At 63.2% G+C, this 15925-nt stretch carries 17 protein-coding genes; 5 read left to right on the top strand and 12 right to left on the bottom strand.

Translation table 11 applies throughout. The annotated features are described in order from the left end of the window. Positions 1–136: 136 nt before the first annotated feature. A complete protein-coding gene (locus BN1118_RS15595; RefSeq protein ID WP_244463628.1) occupies positions 137–1189 on the top strand; it encodes an amino acid permease in 1053 nt (350 codons plus the stop codon). A 66-nt stretch (positions 1190–1255) separates the two neighbouring features. Here BN1118_RS15595 and BN1118_RS15590 read toward each other — a convergent pair whose 3' ends face one another. Further along, the gene (locus BN1118_RS15590) at positions 1256–1894 is read right to left on the bottom strand and encodes an exopolysaccharide biosynthesis protein (protein ID WP_042868709.1); all 639 of its coding nucleotides are present in this window, start codon (positions 1892–1894) and stop codon (positions 1256–1258) included. 247 nt (positions 1895–2141) lie between these two features. On the opposite strand from BN1118_RS15590, the gene BN1118_RS15585 reads away from it, so the two are divergent. Next, positions 2142–2762 (top strand): outer membrane beta-barrel protein, encoded by a 621-nt coding sequence (locus tag BN1118_RS15585; RefSeq protein ID WP_043556971.1) that lies wholly within the window; start codon positions 2142–2144, stop codon positions 2760–2762. Positions 2763–2785: 23 nt separating this feature from the next. On the opposite strand, the gene BN1118_RS15580 is transcribed toward BN1118_RS15585, so the two are convergent. Then, entirely contained in the window at positions 2786–3091 is a 306-nt protein-coding gene (locus tag BN1118_RS15580) for a monooxygenase (RefSeq protein ID WP_043556970.1), read from the bottom strand. 121 nt (positions 3092–3212) lie between these two features. Between BN1118_RS15580 and BN1118_RS15575 the strand changes: the two genes are divergently transcribed. Next, positions 3213–3581, top strand: a complete 369-nt coding sequence (locus BN1118_RS15575) for a winged helix-turn-helix transcriptional regulator (RefSeq protein WP_043556969.1) — start codon at positions 3213–3215, stop codon at positions 3579–3581. On the opposite strand, the gene BN1118_RS15570 is transcribed toward BN1118_RS15575, so the two are convergent. The 7 genes from BN1118_RS15570 to BN1118_RS15540 all read right to left on the bottom strand — a co-directional run bounded on the left by BN1118_RS15570 (position 3578) and on the right by BN1118_RS15540 (position 11126). Next, positions 3578–4012, bottom strand: a complete 435-nt coding sequence (locus tag BN1118_RS15570; protein WP_043556968.1) for an N-acetyltransferase — start codon at positions 4010–4012, stop codon at positions 3578–3580. The genes BN1118_RS15575 and BN1118_RS15570 overlap by 4 nt on opposite strands. A 127-nt stretch (positions 4013–4139) precedes the next feature. Continuing rightward, positions 4140–4712 carry a hypothetical protein gene (locus BN1118_RS15565; RefSeq protein ID WP_043556967.1) on the bottom strand — a complete coding sequence of 191 codons (573 nt, stop codon included), beginning with the start codon at positions 4710–4712 and terminating at the stop codon, positions 4140–4142. 128 nt (positions 4713–4840) lie between these two features. Continuing rightward, on the bottom strand, positions 4841–5878 hold the full coding sequence (locus BN1118_RS15560) for an acyltransferase (protein WP_043556966.1): 1038 nt from the start codon (positions 5876–5878) through the stop codon (positions 4841–4843). 177 nt (positions 5879–6055) lie between these two features. Further along, positions 6056–6676, bottom strand: coding sequence for a PepSY-associated TM helix domain-containing protein (locus BN1118_RS15555; RefSeq protein WP_043134961.1), 621 nt, complete (start codon positions 6674–6676; stop codon positions 6056–6058). Between the two features lie 65 nt (positions 6677–6741). Next, the gene (locus tag BN1118_RS15550) at positions 6742–8784 is read right to left on the bottom strand and encodes a TonB-dependent receptor (protein ID WP_043134963.1); all 2043 of its coding nucleotides are present in this window, start codon (positions 8782–8784) and stop codon (positions 6742–6744) included. A 230-nt stretch (positions 8785–9014) separates the two neighbouring features. Next, positions 9015–9929, bottom strand: coding sequence for an ABC transporter substrate-binding protein (locus BN1118_RS15545; protein WP_043556965.1), 915 nt, complete (start codon positions 9927–9929; stop codon positions 9015–9017). A 132-nt stretch (positions 9930–10061) separates the two neighbouring features. Beyond that, a complete protein-coding gene (locus BN1118_RS15540; protein ID WP_043134966.1) occupies positions 10062–11126 on the bottom strand; it encodes a porin in 1065 nt (354 codons plus the stop codon). Positions 11127–11344: 218 nt separating this feature from the next. On the opposite strand from BN1118_RS15540, the gene glpX reads away from it, so the two are divergent. Then, a complete protein-coding gene (gene glpX, locus BN1118_RS15535; RefSeq protein ID WP_043134967.1) occupies positions 11345–12355 on the top strand; it encodes a class II fructose-bisphosphatase in 1011 nt (336 codons plus the stop codon). A gap of 184 nt (positions 12356–12539) precedes the next feature. After that, a complete protein-coding gene (locus BN1118_RS15530; RefSeq protein ID WP_043556964.1) occupies positions 12540–12791 on the top strand; it encodes a YkgJ family cysteine cluster protein in 252 nt (83 codons plus the stop codon). A 155-nt stretch (positions 12792–12946) separates the two neighbouring features. Here the strand turns inward: BN1118_RS15530 and BN1118_RS15525 are convergent, their stop codons facing one another. Genes BN1118_RS15525 through BN1118_RS15515 form a run of 3 tightly spaced genes read right to left on the bottom strand, consistent with a single transcriptional unit; the run spans position 12947 to position 15901 of the window. Then, positions 12947–14110, bottom strand: a complete 1164-nt coding sequence (locus BN1118_RS15525; RefSeq protein WP_043134970.1) for a heme biosynthesis HemY N-terminal domain-containing protein — start codon at positions 14108–14110, stop codon at positions 12947–12949. Between the two features lie 10 nt (positions 14111–14120). Beyond that, positions 14121–15170, bottom strand: coding sequence for a uroporphyrinogen-III C-methyltransferase (locus BN1118_RS15520; protein ID WP_043556963.1), 1050 nt, complete (start codon positions 15168–15170; stop codon positions 14121–14123). After that, a complete protein-coding gene (locus BN1118_RS15515; protein ID WP_043557068.1) occupies positions 15167–15901 on the bottom strand; it encodes a uroporphyrinogen-III synthase in 735 nt (244 codons plus the stop codon). Before BN1118_RS15515 ends, BN1118_RS15520 begins: the two co-directional genes overlap by 4 nt. Positions 15902–15925: the final 24 nt, after the last annotated feature.

Raw genomic sequence — 15925 nt, 5'->3', positions numbered from 1 at the left:
TGCCACTGCAGTTGGTGCCGGTACACTCTTTCTCCCTATTACCGTAGGCAGTAATTCGCCGGTCATTTTGCTGTTTATATTATTGATGGCATTCCCGCTCTCTTATTATTCCCACCGAGCGCTGAGTCGCCTGGTATTGTCCAGCTCCCATCGGGAAGGGGATATTACCCATGTGGTGGAGGAGCACTTCGGTGCCAAGGCGGGCAAGCTGCTGATGCTGGTCTATCTGATGGCCTTCTACCCCATCATTCTGGTCTACAGCATCTCCATCACCAATGCCATCGAGAGCTTCATGGTGCATCAGCTGGGGGGCGCAGTGCTGAGCCGTGGCTGGCTGGTGCTGGCTGTGATGCTGGGTCTGCATCTGATCCTGCTGACCGGCAAACAGGTGGTGGTGTCGGCCATCAGCGTGCTGGCGCTGCCCATGGTCGCCTTCCTGCTCGGCATCTCCATTTATCTGCTGCCCCAGTGGAGCCTCTCCTATTTCACCGAGAGTCAGCCGGTGGAGTGGCGCGATCCCGCCTTCTGGAAATCCCTCTGGTTGATAGTGCCCGTGATGGTGTTCTCGTTCAGTCATGCCCCCATCATCTCCTCCTTTACCGCCGCCCAGAAGAAGCGCTGCCATGTGAGCGCCGACGTGCGCAGCAAGCGCATCATCAAGTGCAGCAGTCTGCTGATCTGCGGCAGCGTGCTGTTTTTTGTCATCAGCTGCGTAATGAGCCTGAGTCAGGCGGAAATGGCGTTGGCCCGCACCGACAATATTTCCGTGCTGTCGGCGCTGGCGAACAAGTTTTCCAATCCGCTGATTGCCTATGTGGGTCCGCTCATCGCCATTCTGGCCATGTCCAAATCCTTCCTCGGCACCTCCATGGGGGTGAGCGAGGGGACTGTGAGCATGGTGAGCGGTGCCTGTCAGGGGCTGGGGCTCTCCCTCAGGGAGACCACCATAGCCCGGGTCTCGTCCGTCATCCTGTTTGTCGTGACCGGGGTCATCACCTATCTGAACCCCAATGTGCTGGACATCATAGAGAAGGTAAGCGGACCGCTGATCGCTGTGATCCTGTTCCTGCTGCCGGCTTGCTCCATCTATCGCCTGCCGGCGCTCGCGCGCTATCGCGGGCCCAGCACACTGTTCGTGATGGTGGTGGGGCTGCTCGCCATCTCGGCCCTCATCTACGATCTGCTCTGACGAGCGAGAGATGGCGCAAAACAACAGGGGCGACCACTTGGTCGCCCCTTTTTCATGCCTGCGTCGTCAGCTCAGCAGGGTCGAGACGCTCTGCCCCGCCATCAGCAGGCCTATGGCCAGCGCGCTGAACCAGACCAGGGTCGCGCTGACCAGCAGGTAGCCGCTGGCGACGAACAGGCCGTCCCGCTGCAGCATGCCGATGGCCAGCAGCAAGATGGCCCAAGCGGGCATGGCATTGGTGAAGGGAATGGCCCCGAGCGGTAGCATCAGCAGCAGGGCCGCCAGCATGAGCAGCAGGCCGTTGCAGCGGTTGATGGTGCCGCTGCCGGTCAGTAGCAGGAGGCGTGGGCGAATGAAGCGATCGATGCGGGCCAGCAGGTCGGCGCCCTTGTGCAGGGTCGGCTTGAGTTGATCGGCGGCAAAGCGGCGCTCCATCAGGATGGCGGGCAGCCAGGGCACCCGGTTGAGGGTGATGCCTATGCCGATAAACAGGATCAGCAGGCCAAACGGGGTGCTGACGCCCGGGATGGAGACCGGCAGCAGGAAGGGCACGGTGAGCAGCACGCAAAACAGCAGCATGCCCTGCTCACCCACCAGGGCCAGCATCTGGCGCAGGCTGATATGGCTCTCCTCGATGGCGTGGGCGGTCGCCCGCAGGGTGTCGGAGAGCTTGTGTTGTGGGTCTTTGAGCTGCGCGGCAACCATTCCCGTATGTCCTTCTGGTGACTTGAACCGGCTCACCATGAGCCGGTTGCGCGCCAGCATACGTGGCAGAGGTTAATCCCCGATGAATAACGGCAGCGGCGATGAGCGGGGTGGTGGCGGGAGATGGTCGCGGCAACAGAGTGTGATCCTCCCTGCGAAAATGGGTTGATACAGGCCAGGTTTAGGATGGGGGTCAGGGGGCTCTGATATGCTTGGTGGGCACTGGTGCACAAGCAGAGGGATTGCGATGAAACGAGCAGGGATCATGATGATGGGGCTCTTGCTGCCGCTGGGGCAGGCCTGGAGCGCCGACGGCGAGGCTGGGCTTGGCTGGCAGGTGACGCCGTTTTTCGGCTACAGCTCGTCCATCGACTTCGAGGCGAACGATGACCCGCAGCCCATGCCAGTCTCCACCCAGCTGCAATCCTTGCAGGGGGAGGGCTCCGGCAGCTGGGGCCTGTTCATCAGCAAGGAGGTGGATGACCCCGGCATGATAGAGCTGCTCTACAGCCACCAATCCACCCGCCTCTCCCCGGATCAGTCGGAGCGGCTGACGGTGGACACGCTGCACTTCGCCGGGGCACTCACCTTGTCTGACAACCTGATGGCTCCCTACATAGGCGCCGGCATAGGGGCGACGCGCTTCGCCGCCTACGACAGCGAGGTGGCCCCCTCAATGTCGCTGGCGCTCGGGGTACAGCCGCGTCTGACCGAGCATCTGGCGCTGCGGGCCGAGGTGCGCGGCTACGGCACCCTGGTCAACGACAACAGCCAGTTCCTCTGCAACCCGGATAACTGCGTGTTCAAGGTGCGCGGCGAGCTGGTGACCCAGTGGCAGGCCAATATCGGCCTGACTCTGAGGTTTTGATGCCAGCCCTGTGACGTGCCATGTCAGGCAATGCCGCGGGTGATCCGGCTAAGGGGCTCGTTGACGTCGAACAGCTTGTACTGCACCGCGCTGGCGCCCATGGCGAGCACCCGCTGCTCGTGCATTGTCGCGTAGGTGAGGGCGCTGGCCTCATCCTCGAACAGATAGATGCCGCCCGCCTCGCCGGTGCGCGGGTTCTCGGTCCAGATCTTGGAGATGAAGCCCGGCTCCCGGGTGATGGACTCGGCCAGCGGTATGGCGGCGGCTGTCAGGGCCGGCCCCATCTGCTCGGCGGGGAAATTGAAATGGATTTGCAGCAAACTGGGCATGATGCACCTCTCGTGCGGATGGAGTGACAGAGTCCGCATCATAGGAAGCCGGCATCTTGTCCGCAAGAAGGCACCTTTTCGTGGCATAGTTACCGCAACGTAACCACTCGCGAGCCATCACGTGTCCCCACTCCCTTGCCCCGCCTACCGGGTGCTGCGGCTGCTGACCGGTAAATGGAAACCGGCCATCCTGTTTCATCTGAGCAGCCAGACCCTGCGTTTTGGCGACCTGCGCCGCTGCCTGCCCGAGGTGAGCCAGAAGGTGCTCACCGCCCAGCTCAAGGAGCTGGAGAGCGACGGCGTCATCATTCGCACCCTCCATCCCGATGTGCCCCCCAGGGTGGAGTATGCTCTGAGCCCGCTTGGCGTCGCCCTGCTGCCCCTGCTACAGCAGATGCACGACTTCGCGCTGAGCCATGTCGACCTGCTGGTGCGGGCCGGGGATGGCCCGGCGAGCGAGCCACACTCAGCTGTCATTGAACGGGGTTAGTCTGGCGCCGACCAGACCATCACCCACTCGGCGCAGCCGGTGTGGGTATCCTGCTGTCCACCCTCGATCTGAAAGCCCTGAGATAGATAGAAGTCGCAAGCGGCCAGGTTCTGCCGGTACACCTGCAGTCGCAGGGCCGGCCGCTGCCGTTTGGCGTGGGCCAGCAGGGCCTTGCCATAGCCGCGTCCCTGCTGCGCCGGGGTAACGAAGATGGCGGCCAGGGTCTCTTCATACAGGGAATAAAACCCCAGCGCAGCACCATCTTGCCAGAGCACATGAGAGTCGGCGGCGGGCAGGTAGGTCTCCCGCATCGGCGCCAGGTTGGCGTGCCAGTAAGCCGGGTCGATGAAGTGGTGGGCCTGCAAAGAGGCTTCCAGCCAGATGGCGAGGACGGCCTCGGTGTCGGCCGGGGTAAAGGGGCGGATCTGCATGGCTGTCTCGTCTGGGTTCGTCACAAGAGGGGGCATGGTAACAGCGCCAGCCTGGCCGTCACCCGGCGGTTGGCCAAAGTGGCGCCCCCATAACAAAAAAGGCGACCCGCGGGTCGCCTGTTGCCGCTTAACCGGCGTAGGGGAGGGAGGAGTGGTGCAGCACTATGCGCACCTTGCCGTCGTCCCCCTTCTTGAAGCCCCAGGTCTTGTCGACTGTGGTCTCCTTGTTGTCCCTGTCTATCAGGTGAACCTTGCCCATGGTGAGGGCCATGTCGCCGTTGATATAGACGGCGGCGTTGTCGTAGTTGTAACTTTTCCAGTTCTTGAGGGCGAAGCCGGTGTCGGCGGGATAGGCCTGATTGTTGCCGACGAAGTAGGCCAGCGCCCCCTCCTGGTTGAGGCGGAAGGTCTGTTCGCCCCCGGCCAGGGTGGGCTTGAACAGGACAGGGCCATTGTTGTAGCCGTAGGCGCCGTCGAGCACGGCAGTGGCCGTCGTTTTGGCCTTCGCTATGCCACCGCTGCGGTAGTCATCGCTGATCTGGATCAGGGCCTTGCCCCAGGCATCCTGCGCGGCCTTGATCTCGGCCTCGGTGATGTTGTTGTTGGCGATCTCGGCGGCGCTGAGAGAGCCGCTGGCCGCGAGCAGAACGAGGACAAGGCCGGATTTCTTGGTGAACAGCGTTTTGGTGAACAACGTCATGGGATGATGACTCCTGGGTTCGCGTTTAAGGAGACCCGGAGTTTATCTATCCGCGATGAATAAAAATTGAACCACCCATTCAGCCTTGAGTGGGGAGGGATCGGCCTCCCTCCCATCCCCTGTTCCCCTCAGCGGGCCCGCAGCAGCCAGCGACTGGCCGCCCCCAGCGCCAGCAACCGGTAGCCGAGCAGGGAGAGCGCCAGCAGCACCGGCACCTTCAGCAATTCCCACCAGAGCAACTTACCCTGCGGGCCGAAGATCATCAGCCACACCACCAGCATCATGTGCAGGCAGTAGAGGCCCAGCACCTTGGGGGCCTGGCGCTCGAGCCAGCTGCCCCGGCCCCAGCCCGGGTTGGCCAGCAGCAGGCCGAACAGGCCCAGGCCCCAGAGCAGAGAGCCGAGCAGGAAGTCGTGGCGACTGAGGGGCACCGAGGCCCAGTGCAGCAGGCCCCAGGCTTCCAGGGCGTAGAGTGCCATCCCCACGATCAGCAGCAGGGCGCTGCGCTTGGCATCCGGCTGCCAGGCGCGAAAGCGCAGCTCGGCGCCCAGCGCCACGAACAGCAGCGAGAAGAAGGGGCCGTTGCGGGTCAGCAGGGCCCACTCGCCCCCCAGCAGCGGCTGGCCATAGGAGCCGCCGAGCAGGGCCAGCAGGTAGAGCAGAACGCCGAGCACCAGCGCCAGCCGGGGCAGCCCAATCCGATGACACAGTGCCTGCAGCAAGACGGCCAACATCAGGGCCGGCAGGAACCAGAGATGGATCATGCCGCCCACCCACCAGGCGTTGAGAGGATCCCCCAGCTGCATCTGCCACTGGCTCGCCATGGCCGGCAGATAGCCATCGCTCAGTGCCGCCAGCGGGTTGAAGGGGATCAGCAGATAGAGCAGGCTCCACACCAGCCAGAGCCCCAGCAGGGGGCGGCAGTAGCGCAGCGCCACCGCCATGGGGTTGCCTGCGGCGAGGGCGGGTTGCAGAAAGTAACCGGCGCACAGGAAGAAGAGCGGCACCGCGAAACGGCACAGCTGGTTGATGACGCCCCCCAGCCAGAAGTAGAGGGTGCCGTCCCACAGGGCGGGATCGAACGGATTGCTGAAGGGGGAGAGGTGAATGGTCATCACGGCCATGATGGCCACTACTCGCCCGCACTCTATGCTGGAGATGCGCATGATACCTCTTGGCGCCAGGAATTCTGGCCGCACCCTAACAGCCGCGAGCGGCCCCCATCCAGTCATGGCGCCGACAAGTGTGACCCCCATCGGCACCCGCTTACCTTTTGTTACCTCGGGTGCGGGCAAGGTTACCCCTCGTGGGCGCCAGATCCCGTTTTGGTGTCGGTAAACGCGCTAGAGCAGGGCAATCAGCACAGTGGCGAGGGCTCCGAGCAGCAGCAGGGTTATGCCGCGACCGGCCGGGCCGTGCAGTTTGTTCCACATCAGCAAACTGGTGAGAGCCAGCAACAACATGGCCAGTGCCGCCAGATCGCCGAACAGCTGCCAGGAGAGGCCTGTGCCCATGCCGCGATGCAGCCGGTTGAGGCTGGCGGCGAAGTTGGCCTGCTGCCGCTCGGTGTGCACCAGCAATGTGCCCTCCACATAGCTGGCGGCCAGGCTCTGGCTGAGGGTGACGCCGCGCATCTCCCAGCGGGCCGGCAGTGTGAGGGGGCCCGCCGGGGTGGGCAGGGTCTGCGCCGGGGTGATCATGGCGCGGCCTTCCTCGAAACTGTCCGGGTAGCGTTGCTGCAACAGGGTTTTCAGCTCGTCCGGGCTGGCCAGCGGCGCGTCCAGCCCTATCTCCTCACTCGATTTGTCTGTATGTGGGCCGGGAATTGGCAGCACGGCCCTGTGTTGCAGCCAGAGGCCGGTCAGGCCGTAGAGCAGCATCAGGGTGAGGGTGGCAAAGCCGGCCCAGGCGTGGATGCGGCGCACCCACTTGTTGTTGTGAAGGGGGAGTCTTCTGCGTTTCATCGGTTGCGCTTCATAAAAATCTGGCCAGCGAGGGCTGGCCAGAGAGATCAGGGAAGAGGGTGGGATCAGAAGCGGTAGGCGGCGCTCAGATTCAGCTGACGGGGCGTGCCCGGCATGATCTGGGAGGCGCTGGTGGCGCTGACGAAGTAGTCGTGGTCGGTCAGGTTCTCCACGCTCAACTGGGTTTCCCACTGTTGCCAGCGGTAGCCGGCGCGGGCATCGAAACGGGCATAGCCGGGCAGTGTGGTGGTGTTGGCGTTGTCGGCGAAGCGATCGCCCACCGCAGTCACCCCTGTCTCGCCGAACCAGCCCTGCTTGCCGCTCTGGTAGCCGGCGAACAGCTGGCCGTTCTGGCGGGAGACGTTCATCGGCCGCTTGCCCTGCAGATCCGCATCCGCCTTGACCTGCTCGGCGTCCTGGATGGCGATGCCGCCGCGCAGGTAGAGCTCGTCGGTCAGCTGGGCGCGGGCGCTCAGCTCTATGCCCTCGGTGCGTTGCAGGCCGGTGAGGATCACCTTGGTGGGATCCAGCGGATCCTTGCTGCGCTTGTTGTACATCTCCAGCCGGTAGACGGAGAGGGTGGTCGCCAGCCGGCCATCCAGCCAGTCGCTCTTCACGCCGCCCTCGTACAGCCGGGTGTGCTGGGGATCCAGGTGGTTGTTCTTGTCACCCGGAGTGATGCCGATCAGCTCACCACCCACCGGGGTGAAGGTCTTGCTGTAGGAGGTGTAGAAGGCGTGTTCCTCTATGGGGTTCCACACCAGCCCCAGCCGCGGGCTCAGGCTGGTGACCGACACTGTCTCCTCCTTGTTGAGGTCGTTGCGGCGGCTGGTGACGGTGAAGTCGTCGCGGCGCAGACCCGCCAGCAGGTGCCAGTCGCCCAGGCTGAGCTGATCCTGCAGATAGAGACCGTAGCCGCGCACCTTGTGGTTGGCGTCGCTGGAGAGCTTCATGGCGCCATCATAGGTGGGCAGAGAGCCAGGATCGTAAAGGTTGCCGGCCGGGATCGCGGTGGCGTTCTGGTAGAGCTTGGGGGTGCGCTCCTGCCAGTTCTGCTCGAAGCCGATTAGCAGGCGATGCTCGATGGGGCCGGTCTGCAGCTGGCCTTCGGCCTCGGTGTTGCTGATCAGGCTGTTGGCCTTGAGATCCTGCTGCCAGCGGGAGCGGGTCACCTGGTCGCCCTTGACGCTGGTGACATAGGTGTTGTCGAACTGGCTGTCGAGGCTGGTGTAGCCCAGCTGCTGGCGCAGCTGCCACTGATCATTGATGTCCCAGGAGAGGCGGGAGCGGGTGGACTGGGCCACATCGTCGATGAAGTCGCGTCGGGTGTCGCTGTAGACGTACTCCTTCGGCACGTCGGCCGGGCGGCCATTGACGCCGGGGATGCCGCGATCCGGGGTGCGGTCGTGCTCGTTGCGCTCGTACTGCACCAGCCAGTTCAGCCTGTCGCTGATCTCCCAGTTGACGGAGGGGGCCAGCAGGGTGCGCTTGCTGGTCACGCCGTCGCGGAAACTCTCCTTGTCCTCCTGGGCCAGGTTGAGGCGCACCTGCACCCGCTCACCCGCCTCGCCGTTGAGGTCGGCGGCCAGCCGCCGGTTGTCGAAGCTGCCGACCAGGGCGCTGACGCTGGACTCCTGCCCCTTCTGCGGCTTCTTGCTGACCCGGTTGACTATGCCACCCGTGCTGCCGCGGCCATAGAGCACGGCGGCCGGGCCCTTGAGCACCTCGACCCGCTCTATGTTGCCAAGGTCGCGGGTGTACTGCATGTCATCGCGAAAACCGTCCAGATAGAAGTCGTTGCTGGCGCTGAAGCCGCGGATGTTGACGCCATCGAAGCGGGTGTCGCCGCTGGCGTTGACGCCGGGGATGCCGGTCAGGGCCTCGCTCAGGGTGGGCTGGCCGAAGGCGGTCAGCTCGCTGGCCTTGACGCTGTCGATGGCCTGCGGTACCAGCTTGGCCGGGGTGTTGGTACGGGTCGCGGTGGCGACCTCTTCATGCTGGCTGCGTTTGCCGACGACCGTCATGGTCTCGTCTTCGGCACGGGCGCCGGCACTCAGGGCCAGCAGAGCGACGCCCAGCAGGGCGCGTGGGTGATTGGGTGTGTACATGTTGCGTGTTGACTCTTGAGGAAGCGACCTGATGGTCTGAACTTATTGATTTATTTATAATTATTGGTTTCTCTCCTGCGAGAGGATGCTAATGATATTGATTTTCATTAGCTCTGCAACATAAAGATGTGATGAGTATTGGCAAGGGGATCGGATGGAACGCAGCGGCCGGCAGCGCCGTGCCACTGGGTGTCAGGGGCGGTTTGGGCCCCATGGGACAGGCCGGGTGGTCAGCGGCTCTGGGTGCCCTGGTTGCCGGCGGATGCCAGCTGCTTGCCCAGCACCAGCCGGGGTGCCGGATCCGTCTGCAGTGGAATGTCTTGCAGCGGCGTGCCCTGCAGGTTGCGGTGGATGATGTTGGCCGTCATCCGGCCCAGGGTTTCATAGCTGCTGATGGTGCCGACGGTGCAGCCGTGCTCGACAAACAGCTCGGCGCTGCAGATGGTGGGGATGCCCGCCTCGTTGAGGGCGGCCAGCAGCTCGGGGGCGATGGAGAGCAGATAGCTGTCGGCGGCGAGGAAGACGATGCGCTGGCGGGCATCCTGTTGCAGACGCTTGAGCTCGCCGGCCAGCCGCCGCTTGTCAGGCGCTATGCGCCAGGTGGTGAGATCCCATTGATAGCGCTTGGCTTCGCGCAGCAGCAGTTCACCGGTCAGCAGGGTGTTCTGCTCGCGGGGGTTGAAGGGCAGCAGCAGTCCCTTGTCGGTGGGCAGGTGCTGGCGGGCGTTGGCGAGCTGGAGTGCCATGGGCACCAGGTTGCTGGTGCCGGCCACCATACGGTTGTCCGCCTTGTCTTCCGACAGGATCCCGGCCCCGACAGGGTCAGACACTATGTTGAAGATCAGCGGCTTGCGATCGCCGATCAGGCTCCTGACCATGGTCGTGGCTGTGGTGCCGAAGCAGTAGATGTAGTCGTAGTCGGCGAGGGAGGGCAGCAGTTGCTGGCGCAGCTGGGTCGCGAAGGCGGCGCGATCCTGATTGGCGTTGAAGGTGACGAAGGTGGGTTGATGGCCGAGCCGGATCAGCTCGGCGCGAAAGCCCCGCTCGGCATCTGTTTCGCCGCGCCACAGCACCATGGCGATGGTCAGCGCCTGAACGGGAAGGGCGAGCAACAGGCAGCAGCAGATGAGCAGGCGTAACGGCATGATGATCTCCTCTTCGTGGTTCTGTTGAGCCTAGATCATGAGCCGGACGGCGGTTGGCCTGCATCCCTTTGCGGGCCAACAAAAAGCGCGCCGGCATAAGCCGGCGCGCTGTTTTCTGACTGAGAGCCGAGATTAGAAGTCGTAACGGGCTGCCAGCTGGAAGTCATCCTTGACGTTGAGCTTGCCGCTCTCCTGGCTGTCCAGGTTGTTGATGCGGTACTCGCCGATGACCCGCAGGTTCTTGTTGAACTTGTACTGGGCGCCCAGGGTGTAGTAGTCGATGGAGTCGTAATCGCTCTTGCCGTCCTGCTCCACCTTCTGCTTGTTCCACAGCGCCATCAGGCCGAAGCCGTTCTCGAAGTTGTAGCCCAGCGCGCCTTCCCAGCCGGTGTGATCCTTGCCGGTGGCCAGGAAGTCGGTGCCGTCCGCATAGCTCAGGGCGGCATAGACGGCCTTGTTGTCGTACTTGGCGGAGAGCAGCCACAGCTTGGCATCCTCTTCCCCGTTCTTGTCGCGGATACCCACGTTGTAGGCGGTACCCAGCGCCAGGTTGAACGGGAAGGTGTAGGCCACGGCGGCGCCGTAGGCGGCATCGCTGTCCTTGCTGGTGGTCTCTTCGGTGTCACCGCCATCGAACTTGTAGCTGGTGTCGACCTGGAAGCCGTTGAACAGACCCGAGTATTTCAGCACTGAACCGGCGCGGTTGGTGGCGAAGGTATCGGTCTTGGCGCCGAGGGCTTCGTTGCCGTAGCCATCGGAGAGGGAGACGTCAGTCCAGTCGGCCAGGAAGCCGGGGGCCCCCTTCTGGCGACCGAAGGTGATGTTGCCCCAGTCGGCGCCGACACCGGCGAACGCCAGACGGGTGCGCAGGTTGTCGGAGTTCTCGCTGATGGTCTTCTCGCTGTCGTTGATGTACATCTGCACTTCGTACTGGGCCAGCGCCTTCAGTTGGCTGTTGATCTGGCTATCCACCTTGGCGCCGAAGCGGACAAACTGGTTGGCGCCCTGCTTGTCGCTGTACTCCTGGGTGCCGTTCGGATGGGTGGTGTCGACCCCTTCCTTCTTGTCACCGAAGAACTGGCCGGCATAGATGCGGCCGTACAGATCCAGGGTGGTGGTGTCATTTTTATAAACTTCAACGGCTTGCGCCTGGAAGGCCGCGGTGAGAGCCAGTGCCACTACAGTCAGCTTTTTCATCTTAATCCCTTGTGTTGCAAGCTTTTGTTTTAAAGACGGGGCCATGCTAGGCGAGGGGGATGACAGCGGGGTGACACTCAAGTGACGTGTCGGTGGCGATTTGATGTCAGTTTGGTGAAGGGCCGTGATTTGTGTGGCGATCCGCCACTTTTGCGCGCAAAGGTTTGCCCTTGTGATAGAATGCCGCCCGTTTTCGAGCTCCAAAGGTTGGATATGCGATGAGACGTGAACTGGCAATCGAGTTTTCCCGAGTGACGGAAGCGGCTGCACTGGCTGGCTACAAGTGGCTCGGACGTGGTGACAAGAATATCGCCGATGGGGCGGCCGTAGCGGCCATGCGCCATATCCTCAATCAGATCCAGATCGATGGTGAGATTGTGATCGGCGAAGGTGAAATTGACGAAGCCCCCATGCTCTACATAGGCGAGAAGGTTGGCACGGGTCTGGGTGACGCCGTGGATATCGCGGTCGACCCGATCGAAGGTACCCGCATGACCGCCATGGGCCAGGCCAACGCCTTGGCCGTGCTGGCAGTCGGCGACAAGGGCTCCTTCCTCAAGGCGCCCGACATGTACATGGAAAAACTGATCGTGGGTCCCAAGGCCAAGGGTGCCATCGACCTGGATCAGGCCCTCGAGCTGAACCTCAAGGCCGTGGCCAAGGCGCTGGGCAAGCCGCTCTCCCGCCTGACCGTGATCACCCTGGCCAAGCCGCGTCACGACAAGGCTATCAAGGAGATGCAGGGACTGGGCGTGCGGGTGTTTGCCATTCCCGATGGCGACGTGGCCGCCTCCATCCTCACCTGTCTGCCGGACAGCGAAGTCGACATGCTGTATGGCATCGGCGGCGCGCCGGAAGGGGTGATCTCGGCGGCGGTGATCCGTGCGCTGGATGGTGACATGCAGGCTCGCCTGATACCCCGTCACAAGGTCAAGGGCGACAGCCCGGAAGTGCGTGCGTTGGGCGAGCAGGAAATTGCCCGCTGCGAGGCGCTCGGCATAGACCTGAGCAAGGTGCTCAAGCTGGAAGACCTGGCCAAGAATGACAACGTCATCTTCTCGGCCACCGGCATCACCAAGGGTGATCTGCTGGATGGCATCACCAGCGATGGCGTCATGGCGACCACGGAAACCCTGCTGATCCGTGGCAAGTCACGCACCATTCGTCGCATCAAGTCGATCCACTTCCTGGATCGCAAAGACAGCGTGGTGCGCGACATCATTCTCTGATGAGAGTGGGTTGAACCTGCTGTTGCAACATAAAGAGCCCGACCGCTGCCGCCGTCGGGCTTTTTATTGTCTGCGGGCTGACAGATCCCTCTGACTGGCCACTATTTCACGGGCGCGGGGGATAAGGCTAAGGGGAATTGCGGCCCTTTGATAGACTGGTTCGCCACGCACAGGAAAGCGTTACATGGAATGTCGTCAAGGTTGTGGAGCCTGTTGCATTGCCCCCAGTATCAGCAGTGCCATTCCGGGCATGCCCGCCGGCAAACCGGCCGGGGTGCCCTGCGTCCAGCTCGATGTGCGGCTGGGCTGCAAGATCTTCGACCAGCCGGATCGCCCCCTGGTGTGCAGCGGTTTTAGACCCATGCCGGATGTGTGCGGCTATCACAGGGAGGAAGCCATCTGGCTCATAGGTGAGCTGGAGCGGCTGACGGCCTGAACCCTTGATCCTCTCCCTCAGGGAGAGGGCTGGGTGAGGGTGGTTGCTGGTTCCCCCTTATCCCGCGAGGGGAGAAGGGAGAGCAGCCATTCGGAGCAATCCCAATAAAGAGAGGCCGCAACTGCGGCCTCTCTTTATTTCACGACGGACTGGCGTCAGACGTCGGCCAGTTGCAGGGCCTGCCGATAGTATTCGTTGGCCTTGTTGGTGAGGCGGCGCTTGTCCATTACCTGGCCGAGGGCGTGGTAGACCGCGGCACTCGGTGCCTTGGCCACCGCCTGCTCCAGCAGTCGCTGGGCGTCGTCCAGCTGGCCGGCCAGCAGATAGGTCTGGGCCAGTGCGGCGTCGACACCCGGTTGATCCTGGATCTTCTGCAACAGGGTCAGCATGGGCTGGTAGTTGTCGAGCTTGAGCCTGGGCAGGCGGGTCAGCAACTGGGGGGAGACCTGCTTGCGCAGCGCATCCAGCCAAAGTTCGGCGGCTTCGTTGTCGGCCCCCAGCTGACGCAACCGATCCCCATAGCAGGCCAGCAGATCCGGATCCTGGCGCAGCTTGCGCGGCAGATCCTGCCAGACAGGGCGCAGGGTATCGAGGGCATCGCTGGCGGCTTTGAGCCGGCCACGCCAGGCCTGATGCAGCAGATCCTCTTCCTGTTTGGGGGTCAGCTTGCCCACCTTGTGCAGGGCGGGGATGAGGTCGATGAGGGCCGTCCAGTCTTCGCGCGCCAGGTGTACCTGACGCAGCTGATCCAGCACCATGGGGTGGCGGGGGTTGAGGGCATAGACGGATTCCAGCATGGCCAGCGCCGTATCGTACTGGCCCTGTTCTATCTGCAACTGGGTCTGGGTCAGGGTCAGCGCCAGCTCGGCCTTGGGGTTCTCCTCCTGCGCTTTTTGCAGGTATTGATCCCGGCGTACGTCATCGCCACGGGCCTGGGCGGCCTTGGCGGCGCTCAGGTAGTTGAGCAGCGGTGTGTCGCTGTTACTGGCGCCCTTGAGCATCAGCTTCTCGGCCTGGCTGTAGTGACCTTCGGCCATAGCCAGGGTGGCGGCCACGGTCTGCTGGTTGGCCTTGCGGCGCCGACGTGAGCCGTACCAGCCCAGCGTCTTGCGACGCAGTCCGAACACCCGGCCCAGCACCCACTCGACAATGAGCAGGGCGCCATAGAAGAGCACGGCCAGGATCACGGCGCTGGTGACCGAGGACTCCACCGTGTAGTTACCCAGGGCGATCAGCACATACCCCTTGTTGCCGGAGGCTTGCGGGCCGAATATCAGCCCCGCCACCATCACGGCCACCAGAACAATCAGACGAATCATGGTGCCCTCCTCAGTTGCTGGCCAGAATGCGTTGCAGGCGCTCGGTCAGCACCTCTTCCAGCATGGCTTGGGTCTTGAAGCGATCCGGATAGTCGAACTGGATCTGCTCACCCTTGAGCTTGTCCAGTTCGGACTGCATGTAGTGGGTCGCGCTGTTGTCGGTATCGAAATACTGGGTCAGCCAGCGCTGTGCCTTCTCCAGGCTGTCGTCATACAGGGCCTGCTGCTCGCGGTAGACGGCGAGCTGGGCTTGCAGCAGCTTGGTCTTGAGGTTCTCGCGCAGGAAGATCTCCTGCTGCGGGGAGAGCAGGGCCTCCACGGCGCCATCGCGACGACGTATGGTGATGAAGTTCTCGGTGAACTTGACCCAGTTCTTCTTCAGGTTGCTTTCCCACTCGTCCGGGTTGGTGCTGACGGCCTGATCCGGTTCGATTTTCGCTTCCGGCATGCTGACGGTGGAGAGTGGCAGCAGCTCGATCTGATCGGAGAGAGCGGCCAGTTTCAGGGTCAGCCCTTCGCGATCGACTCTGGGCATCCCCTTGAGCTGGGCTATGTCTGCCGCCAGCGCCTTGCGAATGGGCATCAGGCTGGGGTCGTTGAGCGCCTTGATCCGCTCGTCGGCATTGCCGAGCAAGGTGATGGCGGAGATGAGGTCATGCTCCAGCCACAGCTTGCGGCCCGCCATGCGCACCAAGTATTCGGATTCGGCCAGCATCCAGTCGTTGGGACGCTTGTCGTTGAGATCCAGCACCCGGTTCTGCAGGCCCTTGAGCTCGTCTTGCAGCAGTTGCTGCTGCTTGCCGACGGCGGCCAGCTGCTCACTCTCCTTGCTGTTGCTCTGATCCAGTTTGCTCATGGCCTCGGCCAGTTGCAGCTTGAGCTGATCCAGTTCCCCCTGCTGGGCCACCGCACTCTTGTGGCCGTGCAGGTAGAGACCGCCGGTCAGGCCGAGGGCCAGCAATATGGCCACGCCGCCCAGCAGGGCGCCGGAACGGCTCTTGCCGCCGTTGACCACGGCGGTCGGCTGGGGCTTGACCTGGGTTTCTTGTTGTTCAGTCATTCCATCTTCCTCAGTTCCAGAGCGGCCGTCAGGGCCTGGTTGGATGCACCTTGGGCAATCGTGATTCGGGTAAAGCCCGCCATCTCGGCCATCTCGGCCACGCGGGGGCTGGGCACCACCAACAGGCGGTCATAAAGCCAGGGTTGCTGCTGGCTTGGCACCAGTTCCAGCAACCGCTGCAACAGTTCGCCACTGGTGATGAGCAGGCTGTCGAGCCCGGCCGCCTGCCAGTGGCGAGTCAATGCGTCCCCGTCGAGTTCGGGGTAGTGGCGCTCATAGGCCGCACAATAGTGCACCAGAGCACCGCGTGAGGCCAGCGTCCGGGCGATGAGATCCCGACCGCCATTGCCGCGCAGGATCAGCACCCGCTTGCCGCTCACCTGTTGCAGGGCGGGCAGGGCCAGCAGCCCTTCGCTGCGCGGATCGTCCGGGCAGCTCGCCGCTATGCCTGCATCGGCGAAGGCGTCCGCGCTGGCCTGACCGACTGCAAAGTAGTCAATATGTGGCCAGGTCTGACCAGTTTGCAACAGAAAATGGTGAGTAAAATGAACTGCATGCATGCTGATGGCTATGACTATGTCTGCCTGGGGCAGCAGTTCGGACAGGCGAGAGAGTTCGCTGCCCGCCACGGTTTCCAGCAGCGGACAGCAGAGCGGTGCGTGGCCGTGCCGGCGCAACAGCTGCACCAGCTCGGCGGCCTGGGCGGCCGGGCGCACCACCAGTGGGACCATCAGGCAGCGCTCAATGGTTGTGGC

Origin of the sequence: Aeromonas bestiarum (assembly GCF_000819745.1) — a bacterium.
Lineage (GTDB): Bacteria > Pseudomonadota > Gammaproteobacteria > Enterobacterales > Aeromonadaceae > Aeromonas > Aeromonas bestiarum.
Note: the sequence above shows the minus strand (reverse complement) of the source record. Positions and strands in the feature narration are given on the sequence as shown.